The organism is Citrobacter sp. wls714 (assembly GCF_005281025.1).
GTDB classification, from domain to species: domain Bacteria; phylum Pseudomonadota; class Gammaproteobacteria; order Enterobacterales; family Enterobacteriaceae; genus Citrobacter; species Citrobacter werkmanii.
The window spans coordinates 41,464-68,028 of the sequence record NZ_SZWZ01000004.1 but is presented as its reverse complement, the minus strand read 5'-3'; the positions used below and the strand labels follow the sequence as shown (position 1 = coordinate 68,028).

Below are 26,565 nucleotides of genomic sequence, written 5' to 3'. Positions count from 1 at the left end.
GGGTGTACTAATCAACGGGGAGCAGGTCAAAGCCTTCATGACAAATCTGTTATATGTATAACTTAACAAACAGTCATTTAAATCATGAATACATTAAAACATTGCATCTTTGAGAAATTGGCATATCTTATTGCAAGCATTTATTATATCTGTAAATAATAAAATCTGGATATGGACTTGATATGTCTGTTTATAAAATACCACTGAATCAAAACGTTCTCGAAGCCGCGCAGGAACGTATTGCCTGGACGCTTGAGGCTCTGCCACGTATTTGCGTTTCTTTCTCTGGAGGGAAAGATTCAGGGTTGATGTTACATCTGACAGCCATAAGCGCCCGCCAGACGGGTAAAAAATTCGACGTGTTATTTATCGACTGGGAAGCCCAGTTTTCCTGCACTATCGACTATGTACAGGCGCTTCGCGAACGTTATTCCGATGTCATCGAACGCTTTTATTGGGTCGCGTTACCTCTGACCACACAAAACTCACTTTCACAATATCAACCTGAATGGCAGTGTTGGGAACCGGGAACGCCGTGGGTTCGCCAGCCTCCGGAAGATGCCATAACCGATCCTGATTATTTCTCTTTTTACCAGCCCGGCATGACGTTTGAACAATTTGTTCGCGAGTTCGCTGATTGGTATTCAGATAAACGACCAGCCGCGATGATGGTCGGCATTCGCGCGGACGAGTCCTATAATCGCTTTGTGGCCATCGCTAATTCGCGCAAGCAACGTTTTGCCGATGACAAGCCGTGGACGACTGCTGCGCCTGGTGGACACACCTGGTATATTTATCCGCTATATGACTGGAAAACAGCCGATATCTGGACATGGTTTGCGCAGTCAAAATTGCCGTGTAACCCCCTGTATAATCTGATGTACCAGGCCGGGGTCCCGACAAGATATATGCGTATTTGCGAACCCTTTGGACCTGAACAACGCCAGGGGCTGTGGCTGTACCATGTTATTGAGCCTCAGCGATGGGCGGCTATGTGCGCCCGCGTCAGCGGTGTTAAAAGCGGAGGTATTTACGCCGGTCATGACAACCATTTTTATGGCCATAGGAAAATACTCAAGCCTGAACATTTAAGCTGGCAAGAGTACGCCATGCTGCTATTGAATAGCATGCCAGAACAGACCGCAGAGCATTACCGCAACAAAATCGCCGTCTATATACAGTGGTATAAGAAAAAAGGTATGGACAATATCCCGGAAAGTCAGGAAAGTGATATTGGTTCCAGGGATATCCCCTCATGGAGAAGGATCTGCAAAGTACTCCTGAATAATGATTACTGGTGTCGAGCACTTTCGTTCAGTCCCACAAAAACGAAAAACTACCAGCGATACACTGAACGAATGAAAACCAAACGCCAGGAATGGGGGATCTTATGCAGCAACGACTAACTCAGGAACTCACGGACTTTCTTTCTGCGCTGTCTGAAGAAGAGCGTATTGAAGCGATCAATGAATTCCGGAAAGCTATCCATAGCGTCAGCCCTTTTCGTGAAGAGCCGGTAGACTGCGTGCTATGGGTTAAAAGCGACCATATTTATCCCAACGACTACAACCCGAACAATGTTGCTCCGCCAGAGAAAAAATTGCTGCTGAAATCTATTGAAGCGGATGGCTTCACGCAGCCGATTGTCGTCGTTGAATCATTTAGGGAAGAATATGAGATAGTAGACGGTTTTCATCGCCATGAATTAGGTAAAAATAAAGCATCGCTAAAACCGCGCTTAAAAGGCTATCTGCCCGTCACCTGCCTGCAACGCAATCGTCATGAGCGTATGGCGGCGACAATCCGCCACAACCGCGCTCGCGGACGCCACCAAATCCACGCCATGTCGGAAATCGTACGTGAATTATCGCAACTGGGCTGGAGTGAAGAAAAAATCGCTAAAGAACTCGGCATGGATAACGACGAAGTATTGCGACTGAAACAAATCAACGGCCTGCAGGAATTATTTGCCGACCGTCGGTTTTCCAAAGCCTGGACAGTGAAATAATTACAGCGAAACCAGACGCTCTGCGGCTGCTAACAGCGTCGATTCTTGCTTGGCAAAACATAGGCGGATCAGCTTATGCGGGAAAGGATCGGCGCAGAACACCGACAGCGGTATCGCCGCAACGCCCACTTCTTTAGTTAACCACTGACAAAACTCAACGTCATTAAGCGTTGAGACCGCACTGTAATCGACCAGCAGAAAGTACGTCCCCTCACACGGCAGAATTTCCAGTCGACTGTCGCGTAACGCATTCACCAGTACATCACGCTTTTTCTGATAAAACGTGGGCAGCTCGCGGTAGTGTATTGGGTCCTCCCGCAGCATATCCGCCAGCGCCAGCTGAGCCGGCATGTTGACTGAGAACGTCAGGTACTGATGGATTTTGCGTAGCTCGGCGCTAATGGCGGCGGGTGCAACGCAATAGCCAACTTTCCAGCCGGTCATATGATACGTTTTACCGAATGATGAAACGGCAACAGCGCGTTCCCGTAGCTGCGGATGAGCCAGCACGCTCGCATGTCCATGAGCGGCAAAGCAGATATGCTCATAAACTTCGTCGCTGATAACAAAAATCTCACGCTCTTTAATCGCCTGCCATAACGCATCAAAATCAGTGCGCTGCCAGACGGTCGCAGATGGGTTATGCGGTGTATTGAGGATCACTAACCGGGTACGCTCGCTGAGTAACTTGGCAAATTCCTGCCAGTCCACACGAAATAACGGCGGTTGCAGCGCAATACGTTTCACCACGCCGCCGGATAACGCCACCGCAGGCGCATAGCTGTCGTAGCTCGGATCAAAACAGATCACTTCATCACCAGGCCGCACCAGCGCCGTAATAGCTGCATACAATGCTTCTGTGGCCCCAGCCGTGACGCTGATCTCACTTGTCGCGTCGGGCTTATAGCCGTACAACTCCGCTGTTTTATCGGCAATGGCTTCGCGCAGCGGCTGCACGCCCGTCATCGGCGCATACTGGTTAGCGCCATGCGCAACATGATATGCCAGACGTTCCTGCAAGAAGTGTGGACCGTCAAAATCAGGAAATCCCTGCGAGAGGTTAATGGCCTGATGCTGCTGCGCCAGCGCGCTCATCTGCGTGAAGATTGTGGTGCCCAGATTAGGCAGTTTACTTTGCACAATCAGCGGGTTATTACTCATTATTGTTATCCCAGCGAATGATGTTGTTGTTGAAGCCACTATAGCACGATGCTAGTATTTGGCAATCAAGACGTTCAGACGTCTATATAAATATAACCTGCCAGGACAGGACATCCAAAAGGACAACACAACATGAGTAATACCGAGATTCGCGTCGTCACCGGCCCGGCCAACTATTTTTCCCATCCCGGCAGTTTGTCGAGACTCAACGATTTTTTCACAACCGACCAACTCTCACGCGCTGTCTGGGTTTACGGTGAGCGCGCCATCGATGCGGCGCGCCCTTATCTGCCAGAGGCTTTTCATCTTGCCGAGGCTAAGCACCTACTGTTTACGGGACATTGCAGCGAAACCGATGTTGCTCAACTGGCAAAAGAATCGGGAGATGATCGCAGCATCGTGATTGGCGTGGGCGGCGGTACACTGCTCGATACGGCTAAAGCGCTGGCTCGCCGCCTTGATTTACCTTTCGTGGCGATCCCGACCATTGCCGCCACCTGCGCGGCCTGGACGCCGCTTTCCGTCTGGTACAACGATGCCGGTCAGGCGCTGCATTTCGAAATATTCGACGATGCCAATTTTTTGGTGCTGGTTGAGCCACGAATCATACTCAACGCGCCTGAAGAGTATTTACTGGCCGGTATTGGCGATACGCTGGCGAAATGGTATGAGGCAGTGGTGCTGGCTCCGCAGCCAGAAACGTTACCTTTGACCGTACGTCTGGGCATCAACGGCGCGCTGGCCATCCGCGACGTCCTGCTGGAAAGCAGCGAGCAGGCACTGGCAGATAAGCAGCGTGGTGAACTAACCCAGGCGTTTTGCGACGTGGTGGATGCGATTATAGCCGGCGGCGGCATGGTTGGTGGTCTGGGCGAGCGCTACACCCGTGTGGCGGCGGCACATTCGATCCATAACGGTCTGACCGTCCTCCCGCAAACGGAGAAGTTTCTCCATGGCACCAAAGTGGCGTATGGCATTCTGGTGCAGAGCGCATTACTTGGGCAAGATGATGTTCTGGCGCAACTTGTCACCGCTTATCAGCGGTTCAATCTCCCCACCAGGCTGGCCCAGTTAGACGTGGATATCGCAAATCGCGCTGAGATCGATAAGGTGATTGCGCATACCCTGCGCCCGGTGGAATCTATTCATGCGCTGCCGGTAACGTTAACGCCAGATACCCTGCGCGCAGCATTTGAGAAAGTAGAATCGTTGACGATGTGACTATGGTGCAGGTTGCCTGATGACGGCTTCGCCTTATCAGGTCAACGACGACTAATTATAACGGCAAATGCTCACAATAATTCGAGGAGTTGTAGGCCGGATAAGCGTCAGCGCATCCGGCAAAAAATTAACAGCACTTCGCGCCGCCTTTCCCCCCATAGCGCGCATCCTGCCGCTCGCGGAAAAACTCTTCGTAGGTCATTGGCGTCTGTTCCGGATGCGTGACGCGCATATGCTCAACATAGTTGTCATAATCCGGCACACCGATCATCAAGCGGGCGGTTTGCCCTAAATACTTCCCGGCTTTAGCGAGTGTTTCAAACATAGTGATTCCCTGGCGTACAAATGCCCTCCCCGCTCAGGAGAGGGCTTGTTGGTGAAGAGAATATTAGTGCGCGCCTTTCGCCTGCGCCACGATCTCTTCGACATTCTCCGGCATCGGTTCGTACGGCGTTTCTTTCGACGTCGGTTTGTCCTCTTTCAGTGCTGCCAGCGCAGTTTTAATCGAGAACAGACCCAGCACCACGACGACCACCATGAAGAAGATGGTAAGACCCGCATCCAGACGGTTGTTAAACACCAGTTGCGTCAGCTGCGACTGGGTGTACTGCGCCGGAATATTACCGCTGTCGATCATCGCCTGGAACTTGTTGGCGATAGCCAGGAAGCCAATTTTCGCATCCGGGCTAAACGCTTTCTGCCAGCCCGCAGTCAGAGTACAAATCAGCAGCCAGGCCGTTGGCACCAGCGCTACCCATGCGTAGCGCTGACGTTTCATCTTGAACAGCACCACCGCACAGAGCATCAATGCCATACCGGCCAGCATCTGGTTGGCGATACCAAACAGCGGCCACAGGGTGTTGATACCGCCCAGCGGATCCACCACGCCCTGGTGTAAGAAGTAACCCCAGGCCAGTACGCACAGCGCTGTAGCCAGCAGGTTCGCAGGCAGTGAATCGGTACGTTTCAGGCTCGGTGATACCACGCCCAACAGATCCTGCAGCATAAAGCGTGCGGCGCGTGTACCGGCGTCAACCGCCGTCAGAATAAACAGGGCTTCAAATAAAATGGCGAAGTGATACCAGAACGCCACATCCATCATGCCGCCCAGCGCACCATGCAGAATATACGCCATCCCAACGGCCAGCGTCGGCGCACCGCCTGCGCGGGAAATGATGGATTGTTCGCCGACTTCATTGGCGATTTGATGCAAGGTGTCTGGGGTAATAGCAAAGCCCCAACTGCTGACCACCTGCGCCGCAGAAGCAACGACATCCGCCGTACCCGCCGGAGCCAACACCGCCATCGGGCTGTTCATCGCGAAGTACACGCCCGGATCGATGATGCACGCGGAAACCAGCGCCATAATGGCGACAAAGGATTCCATTAACATTCCGCCATAGCCGATAAAACAGGCCTGCCCTTCGTTCGCCAGCATCTTCGGCGTGGTACCGGAAGAGATCAGCGCGTGGAAGCCAGATACCGCACCACAGGCAATGGTAATAAACAGGAACGGGAACAGGTTACCGGTCCAGACCGGGCCAGTACCGTCAACAAACTTGGTCAGCGCAGGCATGGTCAGCGTCGGACGCATGATCAGAATCCCCACCGCCAGACCAACAATGGTGCCGATCTTCAGGAAGGTAGAGAGATAATCACGCGGGGCCAACAACAGCCATACTGGCAGCACGGCAGCGACAAAGCCGTAACCCACCAGCATCCACGTCAGTTGTACGCCGGTAAAGTCAAAATACGGTGCCCAGGTCGGACTTTCGGCCACCCAACCGCCGGAAATAATGGCAAACACCAGGAATACCAGACCGATGACCGACACTTCGCCAATGCGGCCCGGACGCAAATAACGCAGGTAGATCCCCATAAAGATCGCCAGCGGAATGGTAAACGCGACGGTGTAGGTTCCCCACGGGCTGTGGGTCAGCGCTTTCACGACGATCATCGCCAGTACCGCGAGGATAATCACCATGATCATAAAACAGGCTACCAGCGCAATAACGCCCGCCGTTGGGCCCATTTCTTCTTTCACCAGTTCGCCAAGGGAACGACCATCGCGACGGGTAGAAACAAACAGTACCATGAAGTCCTGCACTGCCCCCGCAAGTACCACCCCGGCAAGCAGCCAGATCATCCCCGGCAAATAACCCATTTGTGCCGCCAGCACCGGTCCGACTAACGGACCCGCCCCGGCAATCGCCGCAAAATGGTGACCGAACAGCACTTTTTTATCGGTAGGAACATAATCCAGACCGTCGTTATGGCGCACGGCTGGCGTCATACGCGTTGGGTCCAGCGCCAGCACGTTTTTCGCAATGTACAGGCCATAGAAACGGTAAGCGATAAGGTAGACACAGACCGACGCCACGACTATCCACAACGCGTTGACCTGTTCACCACGGTTTAATGCGATATAGCCGAGGGCAAATGCTCCCATAACGGAGAGCACTGTCCAGACGAGGTACTTCCCTGATTTATTCATATTGATTATCCGTTGTCCAGGTCAGAGAGATGTTACATTTTGTTTCTATAACATCTTTTCTGAATTTAACAACATGACAACCATGCAAACCCGAAGTATCACTGAATTTTTACATTGCAGTGTTAACTAGATCACTTCATTTACCTGTTAACCCTGCAATTTCATTTTACTTTGCCGGGCGACTTCACCCCATCACCGCAGTACCTAATCGGCAGGTACAACAGCGCCGTCCTTGCTCATCAAAGATAACGATTTCCCAGCTTTGGTTCTGCCGTCCAAGATGCAGTGGCTGGCAAACACCGCGCACTTTGCCCTGTGAAACCGCCCGATGGTGCGTGGCGTTCAGTTCTGTACCGACCACACACTGCCCGTCGCGGGTCATCAGATAACCCGCCATTGAACCCAACGTTTCGGCCAGTGCCGCCGACGCGCCTCCGTGCAGCAAACCAAACGGCTGATGCGTGCGGGTATCAACCGGCATTTCGGCCTCCAGCACATCATCGCCCAGCCGGGTATAAAGGATGCCTAAGTGCGCGACCATGGTGTTGCAGCTGGTGGCATTTAATTCATCCAGCGTGAGATGGCGTTTCCAGATCATCATCATGCTCCCAGCGTTGAGCCGCCATCCACCACGATATCCTGTAGCGTAATGTGGCTGGCAAGGTCGGAGGCGAGGAATAAAATGGTGTTGGCGATCTCCTGTGGACGGGCGATTTTCCCCAACGGGATACCAAGCTTAAACTGCTCGCCAAACCCGCGAATACGCTGCTGTTCCGCGTCATCACTGACCCATAACGTGCGCTGCATGTCAGTATCGGTCGAGCCTGGCGAAACCACATTACAGCGCACACCGCTGCCCGCCAGTTCCAGCCCGACGGTGAGCGCCAGGCTTTTTAGCGCAGCTTTTGACGCTCCATAAGCGCTCATGCCGATACGCGGCGTGTGCGCCGCATCCGACGCCACGGTCACGATCGCCCCGCCCTGCTGACGACGAAACTGCGCCATCGTCTGCTGAAACAGATTGAACGCGCCGCCAACGTTAACGGCAAACGTCTGCTGCCACTCTTCAACGCTCAGAGCGTCAGTGGCCCCCATGCGCAGAATACCGGCGGCATTGACCAACACATCCAGCCGCTCGCACGCTTTAAGGACGCGCTGGCACACCTCAGCCACCTGCCCGGCATCGGCCACATCCAGCACTTCGGTCGCAAACGGGTAGTTATCCTGAGGAAATTCGCGATCAAAGCCAGTCACCTGCGCGCCTGCTTTCACAAATGCCAGTGCCGTAGTGTAACCAATGCCTTTTCCCGCGCCGGTTACCCAGACGGTTTTCCCTGCAAACTCAAATCCGGCCATCAGTTCACCTCGCGGGAGAGCAGCTTCCACCAGGCGTCTATGGTCGGATTTTTCGCCAGCATCACGAAATCAATATCGCCATGAACTTTACGCCAGCGTGCCGCCAGCGCCATCATGCGCACGGAATCCAGCCCGTAGTCGATCAGGTTTTCGTCATCCATTGGCTCCTCGGACTCATCAAGCAGCGGCAAAATAATGCTACGCAGCGCCTCTTTACTCGCCGGAACCGGCGTCGGCAAAAGCTCCTGGGTCATTACCACCCGACCGGAGCGTCCCGCCACGTATTTCAGCGACATCAGGTGTTCATCGCGACTAAAATCCGCCAGCGCATCGGCGACCATAAACGGCTTGATATCGCGCATAAAAGCGTCCGTCGCAGTGGTCATGCAGCCAATATGAGCATACACACCGGTAATAATCAGTTGATTACGTCCGGTTTCATTGAGCATCTGCTCCAGCGGAGAGCGATGAAATGCGCTATAACGCCATTTCACCAGAATAGTATCCGCTTCATCCGGCGCCAGCGCCTCAACGATCTTTTGTTGTTCCGGGGAACGCGTCAGGCCCGGTCCCCACATATCATTCAGCAGAGCGCGATCTTCATCACTCTGTTCTTTCGGCTGAGCGGTGTAATACACCGGAATGTTATGCTCTTTGCAGTACTGGCGCAGCGCGGCGATGTTCGCGATGACCTGCTCCATCATCGGGCAGTTATCGCCCCAAAAGCCGATAAAATAATCCTGCATGTCGTGGATCAGCAGCGCAGCGCGTTCAGGGTCAAATGCCCAGTCGACTTTGTTCACCGGAACATCGAGCGCCGTTGGTAGCGCATAAGCCTGCAGTTTAGGAATTGCCATTTCTATTTCTCCTTCAGGCCAGTGAACGTGATGCCAGCCACTGACGTAATTGTTTTTTATCCACTTTACCGACCGGGGTCAGCGGGAGTGACTCAACGCACTCCACGCGGTCAGGTAATTTGAATTCCGCCACGCCCTGGTCGCGCAGGAAACGGCGCACCTGCACCGCGCGCAGCGGCTCTTTCACCACCAGCCAGGCACAGCTTTTCTCGCCCATCAGTTCGTCATCCATACTGACCAGGGCCGCATGGATCACCAATGGGTGGCGTAACAGCAGATTTTCAATTTCTTCTGCTGCGATCTTCTCGCCACCCCGGTTGATTTGATCCTTTTCACGTCCTTGTACGGTGATATAGCCATCCTGATCGATAGCGATCAGATCGCCGGAGCAGTAAAAACCGTTGGCGTCAAAAGCGCTGGCGTTGTGCTCCGGGCTTTTGAAATAACCGCGGAAGGTGTACGGACCACGCGTCATCAGACGTCCGGTCTCTCCCTGGGCTAAGGGGTTGCCGTCAGCGTCTGCTACCCAGACTTCATCATCGGGACACATCGGACGACCCTGGGTATTGATGATGCGCTCAGGACTGTCGTCCAGACGGGTGTAGTTCACCAGCCCTTCCGCCATGCCAAAGACCTGCTGCAACTGGCAGCCAATCTCCGCTGGAATACGCGCCGCAAGCGAGGCAGAAAGGCGTGCCCCACCAACCTGCAGCAGCGTCAGCGAAGCCAATTGCGCATTACTCCCCCACTCCGCAATCGCCTGCAGCCACAGACTCACCGCCGGCGGCACCAGAGCCGTGACGTTAACCTGATGCTGTTCAATCAGTGGGAAACACAGGGTTGCGCTCGGGTCAGCCGCGAGAACCACCGTGCCGCCAGCCAGGAACACGCCCAGCGCGCCAGGCGAACTCATGGCGTAGTTATGCGCCGCCGGGATCGCGCACAGATAGCGCGTTTCCCCGGTAAAGCGGCAGATCTCATTACTGCGTCGCACGCTGTAGTAGTAATCGTTATGAGTACGAGGAATAAGCTTTGGCGTGCCGGTGGTACCGCCGGAAAGCTGGAAGTACGCCACTTCATCAGCAGGCGATGGCGTCGCGGTAAAATCAGCCGCAGGCTGGTCTATCGCCTTTTGCAGGTTATGTTCGCCTTCATCATTGCGCAGTTGCACCACGCGCACTGAATTGTGTTCAGCCACAAAGGTATTGAGAAAATCTTCCCCGCTAAACAGCGCATGCTGGCGATCGGCAATCAGCAGCGCCGGTTCAATCTGTTTGGCATAGGCGTTGAGTTCGTTACGCTGATGGCTGAACAGGGCCAGCACCGGAGCGACACCCAGCTTGAGTAACGCAAAGAAGGTGATGTACAGCTCAGCCACATTGCCCAGTTGTACCAATGCGGTTTCGCCGGGTTTGATTCCCTGACGACGCAGGCTGCAGGCAAGATTGTCAGCGGCCTGATTCAGCTGGCGATAGCTCAAATGGCGTTCACCATCAATAATCGCCGTATGGTCGCTGTCGGCATGACGGGTCAGAATGTCGGTCAGCGGCAAATCCTGCCAGTAACCTTTTTCACGATAGCGGCGGGCAAACTCCTCCGGCCAACGGGTGAAAGGAATACTCATCATGACTCCTTAATGCAGTCCAAAAACATTCAGCATGGTGGAAAGCTTGGCTCCCGTTTCACGCCATTCCGCAACCGGAGAAGACGCAGGCACAATTCCGGCGCCAGCAAAGAAACGAACCTGATTACGCAGCAGCTTCGCGCAGCGGATCGTCACCACCCATTCGCCGTTGCCTTCGGCATCACACCAGCCGACAATGCCGCCGAACAGTTCGCGATCGAACGGCTCCAGCTCGGCGATCAGCTTGCGCGCAACCTGATGCGGGAAACCGCTCAGCGCAGGCGTCGGATGCAACAGGCACGCCAACGTCAGCGCGTTTTCCTCTGCGTTGGCTTTACCTTCAAACGGCGTACCGAGATGCCAGAGCGTCGGCGTAGTAACCAGTTGCGGAGAGGAAGGCAGTTGCAGTTCACTGCTGCGATCGCGCAATACCGTTTTCATCGCCTGCGTCACCAGATCGTGCTCATGGCGGTCCTTCTCAGATGCCAGCAGGCGGATCCCTGCTTCGCGATCCAGCACATCATCAGGCTGACGACGTGCAGAGCCGGCCAGCGGCAGAGAACTGAAACGATCGCCCTCTTTGCGTAACAGCAGTTCCGGGCTGGCGCCAATCAATACGCCACCGTCTTCAATAGGGACATGGAAGTTGTAACTCGCCGGATTTTGCGCCACCAGACGCTCAAGTAACGCCCCACTGTCAATATTGGCATCGGTGGCGATATCGATCAGGCGTGACAACACCACTTTGTCGACTTCCGGGGTTGCCGTCAGCGCCGCCGCCCGGGCAACCATCTCTTCAAAAAAGTCCTGTTCCGGAATCGATTTACGCTCAACGACGTTTAATGACTGATGCCGATTAAAGTAACGTGATGATTGCTGCTTTGCCGTGCGAGAGAAGCTCTGCCACGATTGGGGAATAAACAGCGATGATGGCTGGCGGGTATCGAAAGGAATTGCCCCGACCATGATGGGGTTAGCTATGCCCTGCGATTTGGCATCAGCAAACAGTGCGTGCATTTTGTGTTGGAAAGGGCTGTCTGGCGAATCGCCATCAATTGCCGGTTCCGCATAGCGGGCGAAGCATCCTGACGTCGTAAAACTACGATACGGCGACATAAAGAAAAAACTGTCGGGAGCGAGCGTCGGCATAGTCTGCGTTTTTTCCTCGGCCAGTGACATATCCATATCATCCTCCAAAAATGATAAAGGCTCTAATAATGATTATCATTTATATTTTCGGTCGCTAACCTAAAAGCAAAGCGGCTGTATGTCAACTCTTGTGGCAGCACAATGTGCGACTTTGGCTTGCATCCTTGCTCGCTAACAATGAAAATGAGAAGCATTAACCATACTGATAACAGGAAGCTGATTCGTGAGTCTCCCCTCTTTTTGTCGCACCGTGCTTTTACTGACTGGTGTGTTTATTTCAGGAGTTTCTTTAGGTCACGCCGCCGACTGGCCGCGTCAGATCACCGACAGCCGTGGCACGCATACGCTGGAGCATAAGCCGCAGCGCATTGTCTCCACCAGCGTAACCCTCACCGGCTCGCTGCTGGCGATTGATGCCCCTGTCATTGCCAGCGGCGCCACCACGCCGAACAACCGCATTGGCGATGCGCAGGGCTTTTTACGTCAATGGAGCGACGTGGCCAGGGAACGCAAACTCAGCCGTCTGTACATCGGCGAACCAAGTGCTGAAGCCGTAGCGGCACAAATGCCGGATCTGATTCTAATCAGCGCCACCGGCGGCGATTCCGCCCTCGCGCTATACGATCAGTTGTCCACCATCGCGCCCACGCTTATCATCAACTACGACGACAAAAGCTGGCAGTCGCTGCTGACGCAACTGGGTGAAATTACCGGTCAGGAACAACAGGCAGCAGCGCGTATTGCCGAATTTGATAAGCAACTGCAAGCGGTTAAGCAACGTATCACCCTGCCACCACAGCCGGTCAGCGCGCTGGTCTATACCGCTGCGGCGCACAGTGCCAATCTTTGGACGCCTGAGTCGGCGCAGGGCAAGCTGATGGAACAGTTAGGTTTCACGCTGGCACCGCTGCCTGCCGGTTTGCACACCAGCCAAAGCCAGGGAAAACGCCACGATATCATCCAGCTTGGCGGTGAAAATCTGGCGGCAGGCCTGAACGGCGAAGCGCTGTTCCTGTTTGCTGGCGACAGCAAAGATGCCGACGCCATATATGCCAATCCGCTTCTGGCGCATCTGCCAGCCGTGCAAAATAAACGTGTTTACGCTCTGGGCACGGAAACCTTCCGTCTCGACTACTACAGCGCGACGCTGCTGTTGCAACGTCTGTCGGCTCTCTTTTAAAAGCCAGCGCCGGATGCGGCTAACGCCCTATCCGGCCTGCAAACCGTAAAGCATAACGCCATCAGGCATTCACTGGCATTTGCCGGAATCGACGTAGTTCCCCCAGCAACAGCAGCAGTAGCAGACCAATAATCACCAGCCCAAATCCACTCACGCTTGCCGAGGCGACGGGCGTCATCATCGCCCCCAAACCGCCTAACAGCGCCGCGCCAATCGCATCCCCGGTGACGTTCTGCGCCGTCCACAAACCGTTAATTCGCCCGAGCATCGCTTCTGGCGTTTGCGTCTGTAACAGGGTGTACTGCAACAAAGAACTAACCGCACTTAACCAACCGAACAGCGCCAGGCAGACTACCCCAAGCTCCCAGACCGGCATCAAGCCAAACAGGCCGATAGCCAGGAACGAAGCCACGGTAGAACCCAGCATGATCAGTCCCGGACGAACGCTGTGCGCCAACTGTCCGCTGGTCAATGCCCCCACCGCCGCGCCAAGAGGAATAGCCGCATACAGCAAACCTATTTGCGCGCTCGACATCTGCCAGTTAATCGCTAACGCCGGATACAGCACGCGCACGGCGCTCGCCATGGTCAACAAGCCCCCGAGCAACGCAATGCCGCCAATCAGCGGACTGGCGAGCAAAAAGCGAAATGCTGCCAGCAGCGATTTCAGCGGATGCTCGCGCGGCTGCGGTGGTGGAGGTAACGCAGGAAGGCTCAATAGAGGCAGTAAGGTTATGAACGTGCCTGCCGCCGCCAGCCCGTAGTTCCAGGCCACGCCGCCGGTCGCCAGCAGCACTCCGCCAAGCATCGGCGAAATGACCGAACCCAAACGCACCGTCAGCATGGTAATCGCCCCGGCCTGCATCAGGTTTTCCCGCCCGACCAACGCCGGCGTTGCTGCCAGCAAAGCTGTCACGCCCAGCGAGGCAAAGAAACCGTCCCATAAACCAAGCAGATAAATCGCCAGTAACGACGGTTCGGGCAGCAGCGCATTCAGACACAAACCAATAAAGCCGATGCCACAGGTTCCACGCGCCAACAGGATCACTTTTTTACGCTCATAGCGGTCGGCCAGTACGCCACCAACCATCAGGCCAATAAACATCGCGCTGCCGGTCAACGTCACCGACAAACCGACTTGCCAGGTCGATTGGGTCATCATCTGGATCTGTACCGGAACCGCCACACCGAGTAGCCCCAAAGAGACAATGGAAATAAAACGAGCGAGGAAGACGGCGCGAAATGCAGGGTGGGTCTTTAACAGGCTGAGATTAAGCAGCCAGGATTGTCGATTCATTACAGAGCCTTACCAGGTACTTTTTCAATATCCATTCGATGGCTGCACATGCTAACATATCCAAATAAGATCGATAACGATAATTACTATCATTATCAGGGAAGTTGATATGTCATGCACTGTTTCCGCGACACGCGCCTTCGCCGTGCCCGGACTATTGTTATTACTTGTTCTCACCACGGTATTAAGTCTGGTTATTGGCGCAAAATCGCTACCTGCCTCCGTGGTGCTGGACGCACTCTCCGGCAGTTGCCAAAGCGCGGATTGCACCATCGTGCTGGACGCGCGACTGCCACGCACGCTGGCAGGACTGCTCGCCGGCGGCGCGTTGGGTCTGGCGGGCGCATTAATGCAAACGCTCACGCGTAACCCGCTCGCCGATCCGGGGATCCTTGGCGTTAACTCTGGCGCCAGCTTCGCCATCGTGCTGGGCGCGTCGCTGTTCGGTTTCTCTTCGCCACAGGAACAATTGCTGATGGCTTTTGCCGGGGCGCTGGCCGCCTCGCTGATTGTGGCGTTTACCGGTAGCCAGGGCGGTGGGCAACTCAGCCCGGTACGACTGACGCTGGCGGGCGTTGCGCTGGGTGCAGTGCTCGAGGGGCTATCCACCGGCATCGCCCTACTCAACCCGGACGTCTACGATCAGTTGCGTTTCTGGCAGGCCGGTTCCCTCGATATCCGCAGCCTGCAAACGCTGAAGGTAGTACTGGTGCCGGTATTGATTGCCGCGGCTGTCGCATTGTTCCTCAGCCGTGCCCTGAATAGCCTGAGTCTCGGCAGTGACACCGCAACCGCGCTTGGCAGTAAAGTCGCTCGTACGCAGTTTATCGGCCTGCTGGCGATCACTGTCCTGTGCGGCAGCGCGACCGCGATTGTTGGTCCTATCGCCTTTATCGGCCTGATGATGCCGCATATGGCGCGCTGGCTGGTAGGCGCCGATCACCGCTGGTCATTGCCCGTCACTCTGCTGGCAACCCCCTCTCTACTGTTAATTGCCGATATTATCGGTCGTGTGATTGTCCCCGGCGAGCTGCGTGTCTCGGTGGTCAGCGCATTTATCGGCGCGCCGGTGCTTATCTTTTTAGTACGCCGTAAATCGCGCGGGGGTGGCGCATGATGCACCTCTCCCGCCGTCTGATCATCAGCAGCCTGCTGCTGGTTGTAGGGTGTCTCGTCGTTGGATTGTGGAGCCTGCGTAGCGGCGTCGTTACGCTGGAAACTCAGCAAATTATTGCCGCTCTGTTCGGCGATGCGCCGCGCAGTATTACGCTGGTGGTCACCGAATGGCGCTTGCCACGCGTGCTTATGGCGCTATTGATTGGCGCGGCACTGGGCGTGAGTGGCGCAATATTTCAGTCGCTGATGCGCAACCCGCTGGGCAGCCCGGATGTGATGGGTTTCAATACCGGTGCCTGGAGCGGTGTACTGGTGGCAATGGTGCTGTTTGGTCAGCATCTTACCGCTATCGCGCTGGCGGCTATGCTGGGTGGCATCCTGACTTCACTGGTAGTCTGGGCGCTCGCCTGGCGTAATGGTATCGACACCTTCCGGCTAATTATTATTGGTATTGGCATACGCGCTATGCTGGTGGCGTTCAACACCTGGCTGCTGCTGAAAGCATCATTAGAAACCGCGTTAACAGCCGGACTGTGGAACGCCGGATCGCTCAATGGCCTGACCTGGGCCAAGACCTGGCCTTCTGCCCCGCTGATTATTGTGATGCTGGTGTGCGCCACACTGCTGGTGCGCCGGATGCGTTTACTGGAAATGGGTGATGACAGCGCCTGTGCGCTTGGCGTCAGCGTTGAGCGTTCGCGTCTGATGATGATGCTGGTAGCCGTGGTACTGACCGCCGCCGCCACCGCGCTGGCAGGTCCAATTTCCTTTATTGCTCTCGTCGCCCCGCATATTGCGCGTCGACTTAGCGGCACATCCCGCTGGGGATTAACCCTGTCAGCGCTGTGCGGCGCATTGCTGCTGATGATGGCGGATTTATGCGCCCAACAGCTGTTTATGCCTTATCAGCTTCCGGTGGGTGTGGTCACCGTAAGCCTCGGCGGTATTTATCTTATCGTCTTGTTAATTCAGGAGTCCCGCAAAAAATGATCGAATCAGTTGCCCGTTTGCGCGGCGACCAGTTAACGCTGGGTTATGGCAAGTTTACCGTAGCGGAAAACCTCAATGTGTCGATTCCCGACGGTCACTTTACCGCGATCATTGGGCCAAACGGCTGCGGGAAATCAACGCTACTACGTACACTGAGTCGTCTGATGACACCCGCACACGGCAAGGTTTGGCTCGACGGTGAGCATATTCAGCACTATGCCAGCAAAGAGGTCGCACGCAGAATAGGTTTGCTGGCGCAAAACGCCACCACGCCGGGCGATATTACCGTACAGGAGCTGGTTGCTCGCGGGCGTTACCCACATCAGCCGCTGTTTACCCGCTGGCGGCAAGAAGATGAAATCGCGGTAAACACAGCGATGCAGGCCACAGGGATCACGCATCTGGCGGCGCAAAGTGTAGATACTCTTTCCGGCGGGCAACGTCAGCGCGCATGGATTGCAATGGTACTGGCGCAGGAAACATCGATTATGTTGCTCGATGAACCCACCACCTGGCTGGATATCAGCCATCAGATTGATCTGCTGGAGCTGCTCAGTGAACTCAACCGGGAGAAGGGTTACACGCTGGCTGCCGTTCTGCACGACCTCAATCAGGCCTGTCGCTACGCCACGCATCTGATTGCGCTTCGTGACGGAAAAATTATTGCCGAGGGGGCACCGAAGGAGATTGTTACTGCGGAGCTTATCGAAAAAATCTATGGATTACGCTGTATGATTATCGACGATCCAGTTGCCGGCACGCCGTTAGTGGTGCCACTAGGGCGCAACAAATAGCGAGATTTAACGTATGGCGACTGCCCGCCGCCATACGCCAATTAATCACACCAGTTGCTGATCAATAAACGTCATTTTTTGCTTACGCGACACCATGGCGTAGTTCAGCAGAACGCCACCACAGGCCACCATACCACCCAGTAACGCCGCCAGAATAACGATCATCGATTTAGCCGGACCATCTTTATGCACTGGCAGCGAAGGTGAAAGCTGATATTTAAACGGCGTAAATTTTACGTCACTCACATTCATCGCTAACAGTTGATCAACGTGATATTGGCGGTTACGTAATTCTCCGTTAATCTCCGCAACATCTGTTACTGATTTTTCTATTTCTAATTTACGCGAGATACCGTCAGCGCCCAGTGAAATAGAGAAATCAGGGTCATCTTTCACCGCCTGGCCATTACTGTAGACCGGCTTTTTAATCCCGGCGGCATTCGCAATTTCCAGGGAGTAGTTGAGTCGCTGGATATTTGCTTCCATCTGGTTTTTGAGCCTGACGCGATCCATCGCCAATTTTTCTTTCTCATAACTGGTTTTGATGAACAGTTTATTGCGAATATCTTCCAGCGTTTCTTTCACTACAATATCAGAAATATATCGGATATATCCCTGTAGCACAGACTGGGCTTCTTCGGCCTGAGGGGCGGTAAAGCTCAGGGTCCACGCGGTATACAGCGAGGTCTCATTCTTCTTACCGACATTGGCGTCAACCGCGGTCATTTTTTCACTGAGCCTGACGATTGCGCGGTGCAGGTCCATTTCGTCAATATCAGCGCCTTTCAATTGATCCATCACATAGGGTGAAGAACGCAGATAATCTTCTAACAATGAGGGTGACTGGAATTTTTTGATAAACAGGTTAAACACATCCCCACGGCTAACGCCAATATCCATATCCAGTACGCGCAATTTGGTCAACGTATTCTCGAGGTTCTGCCACTGAACCGGTTCTGCTGGGGTCACGATGGCCTGACTGGTCCATTTTTGCGGCAGCAGGAAAGAGACCAGGATACCTACGCAGGCAAAGGCGAAAACGGTAGCCACAATTTTCGTCCTGGCGCGCCATAAGATTTCGATCAGGTTAACCAAATCTATTTCGTTGGCGTTTACCGCAGGCTGAGGATAGGCAGTAAATTCCGAAACGTTGTCTTGCTTAATATTTAATGATGACATGTTGCGTGACCTGAAAACTTTCCCATAAGAAAAACACTCCCGTGGGAGAAGTCTACCAGCTAGTCAGAATTATCCGAAACTTTCTTTACGCATCAGCCCCTACCAAAAATTATATTCGGAATTTATTCACTCTCCTTGCCAACCCATCACACAGTAAAGTAACAACCCCACAACATGACGCTGCATTATGGGGTTGTTCGATCGCCGCAATAGCAAAAGTGACTTTGTTACACAGATTGATTAATCAGCGCATTAATTACAGGCCCTATCGTCTCAAAGGCGGTGGTAGAAATGATGTCGACATGCGCGCAGTCCTGACGATAAACATCCAGACTGGATATCCATGGTGACCAGCTACGTTCAGGGCTAACGTCCTGCGGTAATGTGCGTTCAGCAACAAACAACGTAGCGTGGCCCGCAAAAGGTACGCTGTGGGCTGTGGTTAACAGGCGAACCGCATCGGTATAATTACCTTCGATAGCGTTGAATAACGCGTCAGACGCATTGCCCTGCTGTGCGGCCAGAAACGCTTCACGTTCACGCTCGATCTCCGCCAGTACGGCAGGATCCAACCCATTGGCCTCTTTTTCCTGCCAATTTTGCGTTTCCGGCGGCCAGGTATCCAGCAGCCCCAGAAAGGCAACTTTCTCACCCCGAGCGAGTAAACGTGCGGCAATCCCCTGCGCCAAAGTGCCTCCCAGTGAGTAACCTAATAAATAGTATGGACCGTGAGGCTGCTGGTTAAGCAGCGTTGCCAGATGATGGTCACATACCGCATCGAGGTTTTCCGCCGTTTGCATGGGTCCATCCGGTCGCGGTGACTGAATGCCTATAATCGACCACTGTGGACTGAGGTAACGCGACAGCACGCTAAACTGCCAGGCAAAACCCGACGCCGGATGGAAGCAAAACAGCGTTGGGCCGTGACTTTCACGCAGCGGCAGCAGCGTCTCAAATCCCAGACGCTGCGACTGTTCATCATCCTGACTCTCCAGCAATGCGCTGAGTTGTTCAACAGTAGAAGCCACCATAATCTGACCTGGCGTCACCTGTCGTTCAAACAGGCAACTCAATTGTGCCGCCAGCTTCATCGCCAGCAGAGAATGTCCGCCCAGCGCAAAGAAATCTGCCTCCACATCATTGACCTCACAATCCAGCAAGGCTGCAAAAGAGTGCGCAATGGTGGTTTCGATCCCTGGGCGCGGCGCACGTCCCGTTGTACGCGACGTTAGCTGAGGCATCGGTAGCGCTTTACGATCCAATTTACCGTTCGCGCTGAGCGGCAGCTCCGCCAGTTGCAACAATACCGTCGGCACCATATGCGCTGGCAGTTTTTCGCGCAGACTCTCCCGCAATCCAGATGTGTCCAGCGGTAAACCCGATTGCGACACCACATACCCCACCAGTTGACGCGCATCGCCGCCGGTCGCCGCTGCCTGATTAAATACGCAGGCATGGGCAACAGCATGCTCGACATCGGGCAGTTGCTGCATCACCCGATCAATTTCCCCCAGTTCAATACGCTGTCCGCGAATTTTAAGCTGGTCATCGCTGCGCCCGAGATATTCCACCGCGCCATTTTCCAGCCAGCGGGCCACATCCCCGGTACGGTACATGCGTTCACCGGCATTAAACGGATCGGCGATAAAGCGGCTTGCCGTCAGATCCGCTCGTCCCAGATAGCCCTGCGCCAGTTGGATCCCCGTCAGGTATAGATCGCCCGCTACGCCGAAGGGCACCGGACGCATCATGGCATCAAGGATCCGCAAACCGGTGTTCCATACCGGATAACCAATCGGCACGCTGTTGCCGGTTACGGCGGCGAGCGCTTCCCCCCAGGCCGGATACCAGCTCACATCGACCGCCGCTTCGGTTGGCCCGTATAAATTGTGCAATGGCGCATGGGTCAACTGTTCCCACTCACGACATAAATCTGCAGGCAAGGCTTCGCCACTGCAGAATACCCGCTTCAGCGAGGCACAACTTTCCTGCGCAGTTTCCGGCGTCAATGACGCAATAAAAGCAGCCAGCATGGAAGGGACAAAGTGAGTGGTCGTCACCCCGTATTGGGCGAAGAATTGCTGCATCGCCAGCGGGTCGCGGTGTGCCTCAGGTTCCGCCATCACCAATTTTGCGCCGGCAATAAACGGCCAGAAAAATTCCCACACCGAGACATCAAAACTGCACGGCGTTTTTTGCGCCACCACATCCTCTGCCGTCAGCGGATAGTGATTTTGCATCCACAGCAAACGGTTAACGATGGCCGTTTGCCCGACCATCACCCCTTTTGGTCTGCCGGTAGAACCGGAAGTAAAAATAATATAGGCCGTATGATTAGGTTGAGAGAGGGCCAACGGCGCGGTATCACCCACAGGCAGCGGCGCGTTGTAGCACAGACTTTCCAGTCCTGGGATATCGCCAAAGCGCGCCAGTTGTTCATCGGTTGCGATCAACAATTTCGGCTTCGCGTCTTCGAGCATCATCCGCAGGCGATCGTCCGGGTATCCGGTATCCAATGGTAGCCAGGCGGCGCCGGCTTCAACAATACCGTGCAGCGCCAGCGTCAGGAACACGGAACGCGGTAATGCTACCGCAACGCTGTCACCTGGCTGTACGCCACGCGCACGCAGTAGCTGCGCCAGCGCCACAACCTGCTGGCGCATTTCGCGATAGCTTAACTGATAGCGAGCATCGGCCAGCGCCAGGGCATCCGGCGTTTTATCGGCCTGCTGTGCCACCAGCGCGCTCAGCGTAGTGGACGGGATCTCCACCGTCGTGTCATTAATCTTCGCCAGCCGCTCATACTCCGCTGGCAACAGCATCCCGGCCTCACCACAGCGTAGCGCCGGATTGTCGGCAAACTGTTCGATAAGCGCGGTTAAACGCGATGCGTGTTGCGCCAGCGTCGCCGCATCGTAACGCTGTTTATTAGCGAGGATTTCAATACTTAGCCCACCGTTTTCATCCGGGAATAGCGCCAGCTCAAGATCGTTGACCGGGCCTGTCGCCAGGGTATGGGTCTGCGCCTGAACGCCCGGAATATTCAGCTGATAATCGAATATTTTCACGTTCAGCACTGGGCCGAACAACGGCTCGGCACCGGCTGCACGCCCGCTATCGCGCACAATTTGTTCAGCGTCATAACGCTGATGTCGCCGCATTTTCTTCAACTGCCCTGCCAACCGCTGTGCCAGCGCAGGCAAGTTTTCTGCCGCATCCAACCTCACCCCAAAGGGCAAAACGTTTAAAACCGGTCCGGTGGACGTGAGCGCCGCCGATCCCATACGCCGCATAAAAATAAACCCGGCGGCATAATCCATTCGGCTGCATAAACGTCCCAGCCACAACGCTACCAGCGCGAGAGCCAGATCCGCACGCTGCACATCAGGCATACGTGCTGCAAGCTGGCGGAACGCGCCTTCAGGCGCGGTGAGCTTCAGACGAATAATATCGGCACTGGCCGAGCGCCCCGGTAACGGTTTGTTCGACAACGACGCCGGGGGCGGTAACTGTTTACGCTGCTCGGTCCAGAAAGTAGCATCACGTTGCCAGGCATCGCTTTGACGATACTGTTGATACTCTTCCACGACTTCGGCAAACGGCGTAAAAGGCGAATCCGGCGTGGGTTCGCCACACAACCATGCGCGGTAAATAGCGGCTATCTGGCGGGTAATGGCCGGGAAACTGAAGCCATCAACCAGCAGATGATGGTAACGCTGATACCAGTACCAACGTTTATCTCCCACCTGAATAAGCTGATGGAAAACCAACGGTTTACCGCCATCAGCGCGTAAGTCCTGTTGCAGATCGGCCTGCATCAATGCGCGCGCTGCTTCATGTGGGTGAGATTTTTCGCGCAGGTCGATAATGTCGGGTTGCGCAAAGGCGAGCGCGGGGTCTACCCATTGCCAGACCTCGCCGTTATCTTCGCTAAACCGCATCCGTAGGGTATCCGCCTGCTCCAGACCCGCCACAACCGCTTTCGCCAGCAACGGCGCGTCCAGTTCGCCGGTTAATTCTACGTAGTGCGCCACGCTCCACGCCGAGGGCAGTGTGGAGAGTTTTTCCGCCATCCAGATCCCCGGCTGAGCCGCGACTAACGGTAAACGCTGAGTCATGGAGCCTCCTGCACATCAACGTAGTTTGCTGGCGTCAGCGTGGTCCAGTTTGCGTCCAGCCATTGCTGGCAGGCTTCCTGCGATTGCGGTTCGCACGCGACTTGCCAGCCAGCAGGAAGGGAGCACTGCTGCGGCCAGAGGCTAAACTGACGCTGTGGGTTTTGCAGAATGTAAAACTGGCCCTGCGGATTATCGAAGGGGTTACTGAATTCCATACTCAACTCCTGTCGTGGAACATCGTCCGGTTAAATCGTCTCGGAAAGCGGCTGCCAGAGCGTCATTAGCCCTTGCATCAGGCCGCCGCGCCAGCAAAGCGCATCGTGTCCGCCATCAACCTGACGCCAGAAAATAGATTGTGGTGCAGAGGGTAATTGGGCATATAGCGCCTGATTGGCACGAAAAATTATCGGCTCGCGGATCCCGGCCTCCAGAACGATACGCAGTCCCTGAACGCTGACCTGCCCGCTCTTCAGTTGCTCAACAATCGCCCCATCCTGATGACCGCCGCGATGCGGCCACCAGTAAGAACCGGACTGGCTAAGCACACAGCCGAAGCGCGCGGGCCAGTTCAGTCCCGCATACAGCGCAGACAACCCGCCAAAACTTTGTCCGGCGACCACCGTGCGCTGCGGATCGTCACTGAACACAGTGGTCGTCTTTACCAGCGGCAATAGCTCCTGCTGTACCGCCAACCAAAAATCGGCGTTACACGGCAGTTCGCGACTACGATGAGATGTGTCGATCGCGTCAATCAGAAGATATACGGCGGGTGGGAGATCTCCGCGGTGCGTGAGCGCAGCCAGTGCAGGCCAGACCGGCATACTTTGTGCCCAAAACTGACCGTCCAGCAGGATAGCCAGCGGACGCGCTTCTGGTCGGGCGTCACCGGTGGTAAATACCCATACGCGACGCGTATTCCCAAGCCTGGTGCTGTGCCATTGCAGGCAAACTGCGGGGCAATCGGGATCTTCAGGCTGATCCCATCCAGGCTGTACGGGAGCGTCTGGCATTTCCAGCGCAGACACCGCATGGCCACGACCTCCCCGCCAGCTCTGAGGATTAAGAGGATCGGCAATCGCCTGCGGTAACAATTGTCGCCAGCCTTCACGCAACACAGTTCGGTCAGGCGCTTCACCCGCCGTCAGCGCGGAAAAAATATCGTCCCGAGCGGTGGGAATGAAACAGTAGCTACCGCGCCAGTGGGCGCTGAGGGAAACACTCCAGTACCAAACATTTGTACCGCTAATACGTTGCATCGACTGAGGGGGGACATTTTGATGGTGGTCGGTGACGCCGGTGATATAGACCCACACACGACGAATGGCTGACTCTTTTTCCGTTCCCTGCGGGTCACGCCACCAGAAGGTTACCCGATAATTTCCGTTCTCTTCACGCTCCCACTCCGGGCCTTTTTTCGACTGCCACCACGCTTCGCTTCCCGTCTTTAACGTCGTCACCGCCATAACCCCATGTTTATTGTGAATTTTTATGATTCAGCGTGAAATATATTGATAATATTATTGATAACTATTTGCATTTGCAATAGCGTATTGTCGCGCTGTGGGAAGCGCGCACAGTTTTTCACCACTTATAAACCGACCTGGCGCTGCGTACTTTTTCTGGAATGGAGGGTTTACGCGGATGCGGGCGACATCAGACCAAATGCCGCACCACGGCACATGGGTTCTCGTGGCTAAAAGAACAGCAGGACATACAATGAACAACAAGATTCATTCACTGGCCTTATTGGTCAATTTAGGGATTTACGGGGTAGCACTGCCAGCAATGGCAGAAGATCAAACTGAAAACGCCGCTGTCTCTCATGAAGACACCATCGTCGTTACCGCCGCTCAGCAGAACCTGCAGGCGCCGGGTGTTTCAACCATCACCGCGGATGAAATCCGTAAAAATCCTCCCGCCCGAGATGTGGCGGAAATCATCCGTACCATGCCTGGCGTTAACCTGACTGGTAACTCAACCAGCGGCCAGCGCGGTAACAACCGTCAGATTGATATTCGTGGTATGGGTCCAGAAAACACCCTGATTCTGATCGACGGTAAACCGGTGACCAGCCGTAACTCCGTGCGTCAGGGCTGGCGCGGCGAGCGTGATACCCGCGGCGATACAGCCTGGGTGCCACCGGAGATGATCGAGCGTATTGAAGTACTGCGTGGTCCTGCCGCCGCACGTTACGGCAATGGTGCTGCGGGCGGCGTGGTGAATATCATCACCAAAAAAGGCAGCAATGAATGGCACGGTTCGTGGGATACCTATTTCAATGCCCCGGAACACAAAGACGAAGGCTCGACCAAGCGTACCAACTTTAGCCTGAACGGCCCATTGGGCGGGGATTTCAGCTTCCGTCTGTACGGTAATCTCGATAAAACTCAGGCCGACGCGTGGGACATCAACGACGGTCACCAGTCGGCTCGTACAGGGTCATACGCCGATACGATGCCAGCCGGTCGTGAAGGGGTAAAAAACAAAGATATCAACGGCCAGCTGCGTTGGGATTTTGCTCCGATGCAATCGCTGGAGTTTGAAGCAGGCTACAGCCGCCAGGGCAATCTGTATGCTGGCGACACTCAGAACACCAACAACGATAACAAAACCAATGGGCTGGTAAAAAAATACTACGGTAAAGAAACTAACCGTATGTACCGCCAGAACTATGCGCTGACGTGGAACGGCGGTTGGGACAGCGGCATTACCACCAGCAACTGGGCGCAGTACGAACACACCCGCAACTCTCGCTTAGGTGAAGGTCTGGCAGGAGGTCTTGAAGGATTATTTAACAGTAATCATTTTACTGACACTGACCTGGCGGATGTCACTCTACACAGTGAAATTAGCATTCCATTCGACCTGTTGGTTAATCAGAACCTGACGCTGGGTACCGAGTGGAATCAGCAGCGTATGAAAGACATGAGTTCCAATACCCAGACGTTTATGGGGGGGAACATACCTGGTGCCAGCAGTACAGATCGTAGCCCGTATTCACAAGCTGAAATTTTCTCTCTGTTTGCTGAAAACAACATGGAACTGACCGACAGCACCATGCTGACGCCGGGTCTGCGTTTCGATCACCACAGCATTGTGGGCGATAACTGGAGCCCGTCGCTGAACCTGTCTCAGGGGCTGGGCGACGACTTTACGCTGAAAATGGGCATCGCGCGCGCCTATAAAGCACCTAGCCTGTACCAGACTAACCCGAATTATATTCTGTACAGCAAAGGCCAGGGTTGCTACGCCACCGGTTCTGCCACCGGTATTGGCTGCTATATGATGGGTAACGATGACCTGAAAGCTGAAACCAGCATCAACAAAGAGATTGGTCTGGAGTTCAAACGCGACGGCTGGCTTGCAGGCGTTACCTGGTTCCGTAACGATTACCGCAACAAGATCGAAGCGGGAACCGCACCGCTAAGCAGAACGTCAATTACCCAGAAAAACCCGACTACGGGCAAAGAAACAACAACCTACACCGATATCTATCAGTGGGAAAATGTGCCTAAAGCGGTGGTTGAGGGTCTGGAAGGGACGTTGAACGTGCCGGTTAGCGAAACCGTTACCTGGACCAACAACATCACTTACATGCTGCAAAGTAAGAATAAAGAGACCGGCGAACGCCTGTCGATTATTCCTGAGTACACGCTGAACTCAACGCTGAGCTGGCAGGCACGCGAAGATTTGTCACTGCAATCAACCTTTACCTGGTACGGCAAACAGCAGCCGAAAAAATATGATTACCAAGGCAAACCGGTTACCGGCAGTTCGGCGAGTGAAGTCAGCCCGTACAGCATCGTCGGTCTGAGCGCGACCTGGGATGTGACGAAAAACGTCAGCCTGACCGGCGGCGTGGATAACGTCTTCGACAAACGTCTGTGGCGTGAAGGTAATGCCCAAACCACCAGTGATATCAAAACTGGCGACTATATGGCGGGCGCAGGCGCATACACCTATAACGAACCGGGCCGGACGTGGTTCATGAGCGTGAACACGCACTTCTGATAACGTTTAT

General features: G+C 54.7%; 21 protein-coding genes. 8 read left to right on the top strand and 13 right to left on the bottom strand.

Going from position 1 to position 26,565, the window contains the following annotated elements; genetic code table 11:
• Positions 1-182: 182 nt before the first annotated feature.
• Both FDX11_RS01220 and FDX11_RS01215 read left to right on the top strand, forming a co-directional pair.
• Positions 183-1,406, top strand: a complete 1,224-nt coding sequence (locus FDX11_RS01220) for a phosphoadenosine phosphosulfate reductase (RefSeq protein WP_042309854.1) — start codon at positions 183-185, stop codon at positions 1,404-1,406.
• Positions 1,391-2,008 carry a ParB/RepB/Spo0J family partition protein gene (locus tag FDX11_RS01215; protein WP_042309856.1) on the top strand — a complete coding sequence of 206 codons (618 nt, stop codon included), beginning with the start codon at positions 1,391-1,393 and terminating at the stop codon, positions 2,006-2,008. The genes FDX11_RS01220 and FDX11_RS01215 overlap by 16 nt, the downstream gene beginning before the upstream one ends.
• Here FDX11_RS01215 and FDX11_RS01210 read toward each other — a convergent pair whose 3' ends face one another.
• Positions 2,009-3,169, bottom strand: a complete 1,161-nt coding sequence (locus FDX11_RS01210; protein ID WP_137397323.1) for a pyridoxal phosphate-dependent aminotransferase — start codon at positions 3,167-3,169, stop codon at positions 2,009-2,011. It abuts the gene before it with no gap.
• Between the two features lie 132 nt (positions 3,170-3,301).
• Here FDX11_RS01210 and FDX11_RS01205 point away from each other — a divergent pair, with 132 nt between their 5' ends.
• Complete coding sequence (locus FDX11_RS01205; RefSeq protein ID WP_137397322.1) at positions 3,302-4,390, top strand: oxidoreductase; 1,089 nt, start codon at positions 3,302-3,304, stop codon at positions 4,388-4,390.
• Between the two features lie 127 nt (positions 4,391-4,517).
• Here FDX11_RS01205 and FDX11_RS01200 read toward each other — a convergent pair whose 3' ends face one another.
• The 7 genes from FDX11_RS01200 to entC form a co-directional block, all read right to left on the bottom strand.
• Positions 4,518-4,715, bottom strand: coding sequence for a YbdD/YjiX family protein (locus FDX11_RS01200; protein ID WP_137348951.1), 198 nt, complete (start codon positions 4,713-4,715; stop codon positions 4,518-4,520).
• 63 nt (positions 4,716-4,778) lie between these two features.
• On the bottom strand, positions 4,779-6,884 hold the full coding sequence (cstA, locus tag FDX11_RS01195) for a pyruvate/proton symporter CstA (RefSeq protein WP_137397321.1): 2,106 nt from the start codon (positions 6,882-6,884) through the stop codon (positions 4,779-4,781).
• A gap of 184 nt (positions 6,885-7,068) precedes the next feature.
• On the bottom strand, positions 7,069-7,482 hold the full coding sequence (gene entH / locus FDX11_RS01190) for a proofreading thioesterase EntH (RefSeq protein WP_137349022.1): 414 nt from the start codon (positions 7,480-7,482) through the stop codon (positions 7,069-7,071).
• A 2-nt stretch (positions 7,483-7,484) separates the two neighbouring features.
• On the bottom strand, positions 7,485-8,240 hold the full coding sequence (entA, locus tag FDX11_RS01185; RefSeq protein ID WP_137360481.1) for a 2,3-dihydro-2,3-dihydroxybenzoate dehydrogenase EntA: 756 nt from the start codon (positions 8,238-8,240) through the stop codon (positions 7,485-7,487).
• The gene (locus FDX11_RS01180; RefSeq protein WP_137397320.1) at positions 8,240-9,097 is read right to left on the bottom strand and encodes an isochorismatase; all 858 of its coding nucleotides are present in this window, start codon (positions 9,095-9,097) and stop codon (positions 8,240-8,242) included. The genes entA and FDX11_RS01180 overlap by 1 nt, the downstream gene beginning before the upstream one ends.
• Positions 9,098-9,110: 13 nt before the next feature.
• On the bottom strand, positions 9,111-10,721 hold the full coding sequence (gene entE / locus FDX11_RS01175; protein ID WP_137397326.1) for a (2,3-dihydroxybenzoyl)adenylate synthase EntE: 1,611 nt from the start codon (positions 10,719-10,721) through the stop codon (positions 9,111-9,113).
• Between the two features lie 9 nt (positions 10,722-10,730).
• Positions 10,731-11,906, bottom strand: coding sequence for an isochorismate synthase EntC (gene entC / locus FDX11_RS01170; protein ID WP_137397319.1), 1,176 nt, complete (start codon positions 11,904-11,906; stop codon positions 10,731-10,733).
• A 187-nt stretch (positions 11,907-12,093) separates the two neighbouring features.
• Between entC and fepB the strand changes: the two genes are divergently transcribed.
• On the top strand, positions 12,094-13,050 hold the full coding sequence (fepB, locus tag FDX11_RS01165; RefSeq protein WP_061381637.1) for a Fe2+-enterobactin ABC transporter substrate-binding protein: 957 nt from the start codon (positions 12,094-12,096) through the stop codon (positions 13,048-13,050).
• 61 nt (positions 13,051-13,111) lie between these two features.
• On the opposite strand, the gene entS is transcribed toward fepB, so the two are convergent.
• On the bottom strand, positions 13,112-14,347 hold the full coding sequence (entS, locus tag FDX11_RS01160; protein ID WP_137397318.1) for an enterobactin transporter EntS: 1,236 nt from the start codon (positions 14,345-14,347) through the stop codon (positions 13,112-13,114).
• Positions 14,348-14,456: 109 nt separating this feature from the next.
• Between entS and fepD the strand changes: the two genes are divergently transcribed.
• Genes fepD through fepC form a run of 3 tightly spaced genes read left to right on the top strand, consistent with a single transcriptional unit; the run spans position 14,457 to position 17,247 of the window.
• Positions 14,457-15,464: a Fe(3+)-siderophore ABC transporter permease gene (fepD, locus tag FDX11_RS01155; protein WP_137397317.1), complete on the top strand. Its 1,008-nt coding sequence runs from the start codon at positions 14,457-14,459 to the stop codon at positions 15,462-15,464.
• Positions 15,461-16,453 (top strand): iron-enterobactin ABC transporter permease, encoded by a 993-nt coding sequence (fepG, locus tag FDX11_RS01150; RefSeq protein WP_170975579.1) that lies wholly within the window; start codon positions 15,461-15,463, stop codon positions 16,451-16,453. Before fepD ends, fepG begins: the two co-directional genes overlap by 4 nt.
• The gene (gene fepC / locus FDX11_RS01145) at positions 16,450-17,247 is read left to right on the top strand and encodes an iron-enterobactin ABC transporter ATP-binding protein (protein WP_038638617.1); all 798 of its coding nucleotides are present in this window, start codon (positions 16,450-16,452) and stop codon (positions 17,245-17,247) included. Before fepG ends, fepC begins: the two co-directional genes overlap by 4 nt.
• A gap of 45 nt (positions 17,248-17,292) precedes the next feature.
• On the opposite strand, the gene wzz(fepE) is transcribed toward fepC, so the two are convergent.
• From wzz(fepE) to fes, 4 genes are all read right to left on the bottom strand, one after another.
• Positions 17,293-18,426, bottom strand: coding sequence for an LPS O-antigen length regulator Wzz(fepE) (wzz(fepE), locus tag FDX11_RS01140; protein ID WP_042309880.1), 1,134 nt, complete (start codon positions 18,424-18,426; stop codon positions 17,293-17,295).
• A 227-nt stretch (positions 18,427-18,653) separates the two neighbouring features.
• Complete coding sequence (gene entF / locus FDX11_RS01135; RefSeq protein WP_137397316.1) at positions 18,654-22,544, bottom strand: enterobactin non-ribosomal peptide synthetase EntF; 3,891 nt, start codon at positions 22,542-22,544, stop codon at positions 18,654-18,656.
• Positions 22,541-22,759 (bottom strand): MbtH family protein, encoded by a 219-nt coding sequence (locus tag FDX11_RS01130; RefSeq protein ID WP_087857112.1) that lies wholly within the window; start codon positions 22,757-22,759, stop codon positions 22,541-22,543. The genes entF and FDX11_RS01130 overlap by 4 nt, the downstream gene beginning before the upstream one ends.
• A 30-nt stretch (positions 22,760-22,789) precedes the next feature.
• The gene (gene fes / locus FDX11_RS01125) at positions 22,790-24,007 is read right to left on the bottom strand and encodes an enterochelin esterase (protein WP_137397315.1); all 1,218 of its coding nucleotides are present in this window, start codon (positions 24,005-24,007) and stop codon (positions 22,790-22,792) included.
• A 253-nt stretch (positions 24,008-24,260) separates the two neighbouring features.
• Here fes and FDX11_RS01120 point away from each other — a divergent pair, with 253 nt between their 5' ends.
• Positions 24,261-26,555, top strand: coding sequence for a TonB-dependent siderophore receptor (locus tag FDX11_RS01120; RefSeq protein ID WP_042309884.1), 2,295 nt, complete (start codon positions 24,261-24,263; stop codon positions 26,553-26,555).
• Positions 26,556-26,565 lie beyond the last annotated feature (10 nt).

Bases quoted from the DNA above. Each gene is read 5' to 3' on its own strand.
- fepG (WP_170975579.1), top strand. From the start codon at position 15,461: ATGATGCACCTCTCCCGCCGTCTGATCATCAGCAGCCTGCTGCTGGTT.
- entC (WP_137397319.1), bottom strand. From the start codon at position 11,906: ATGGATATGTCACTGGCCGAGGAAAAAACGCAGACTATGCCGACGCTC.
- FDX11_RS01215 (WP_042309856.1), top strand. From the start codon at position 1,391: ATGCAGCAACGACTAACTCAGGAACTCACGGACTTTCTTTCTGCGCTG.
- entA (WP_137360481.1), bottom strand. From the start codon at position 8,240: ATGGCCGGATTTGAGTTTGCAGGGAAAACCGTCTGGGTAACCGGCGCG.
- FDX11_RS01200 (WP_137348951.1), bottom strand. From the start codon at position 4,715: ATGTTTGAAACACTCGCTAAAGCCGGGAAGTATTTAGGGCAAACCGCC.
- entS (WP_137397318.1), bottom strand. From the start codon at position 14,347: ATGAATCGACAATCCTGGCTGCTTAATCTCAGCCTGTTAAAGACCCAC.
- entF (WP_137397316.1), bottom strand. From the start codon at position 22,544: ATGACTCAGCGTTTACCGTTAGTCGCGGCTCAGCCGGGGATCTGGATG.
- FDX11_RS01220 (WP_042309854.1), top strand. From the start codon at position 183: ATGTCTGTTTATAAAATACCACTGAATCAAAACGTTCTCGAAGCCGCG.
- FDX11_RS01205 (WP_137397322.1), top strand. From the start codon at position 3,302: ATGAGTAATACCGAGATTCGCGTCGTCACCGGCCCGGCCAACTATTTT.
- entH (WP_137349022.1), bottom strand. From the start codon at position 7,482: ATGATCTGGAAACGCCATCTCACGCTGGATGAATTAAATGCCACCAGC.
- fes (WP_137397315.1), bottom strand. From the start codon at position 24,007: ATGGCGGTGACGACGTTAAAGACGGGAAGCGAAGCGTGGTGGCAGTCG.
- entE (WP_137397326.1), bottom strand. From the start codon at position 10,721: ATGAGTATTCCTTTCACCCGTTGGCCGGAGGAGTTTGCCCGCCGCTAT.
- FDX11_RS01210 (WP_137397323.1), bottom strand. From the start codon at position 3,169: ATGAGTAATAACCCGCTGATTGTGCAAAGTAAACTGCCTAATCTGGGC.
- FDX11_RS01120 (WP_042309884.1), top strand. From the start codon at position 24,261: ATGAACAACAAGATTCATTCACTGGCCTTATTGGTCAATTTAGGGATT.
- fepD (WP_137397317.1), top strand. From the start codon at position 14,457: ATGTCATGCACTGTTTCCGCGACACGCGCCTTCGCCGTGCCCGGACTA.
- FDX11_RS01130 (WP_087857112.1), bottom strand. From the start codon at position 22,759: ATGGAATTCAGTAACCCCTTCGATAATCCGCAGGGCCAGTTTTACATT.
- cstA (WP_137397321.1), bottom strand. From the start codon at position 6,884: ATGAATAAATCAGGGAAGTACCTCGTCTGGACAGTGCTCTCCGTTATG.
- fepC (WP_038638617.1), top strand. From the start codon at position 16,450: ATGATCGAATCAGTTGCCCGTTTGCGCGGCGACCAGTTAACGCTGGGT.
- FDX11_RS01180 (WP_137397320.1), bottom strand. From the start codon at position 9,097: ATGGCAATTCCTAAACTGCAGGCTTATGCGCTACCAACGGCGCTCGAT.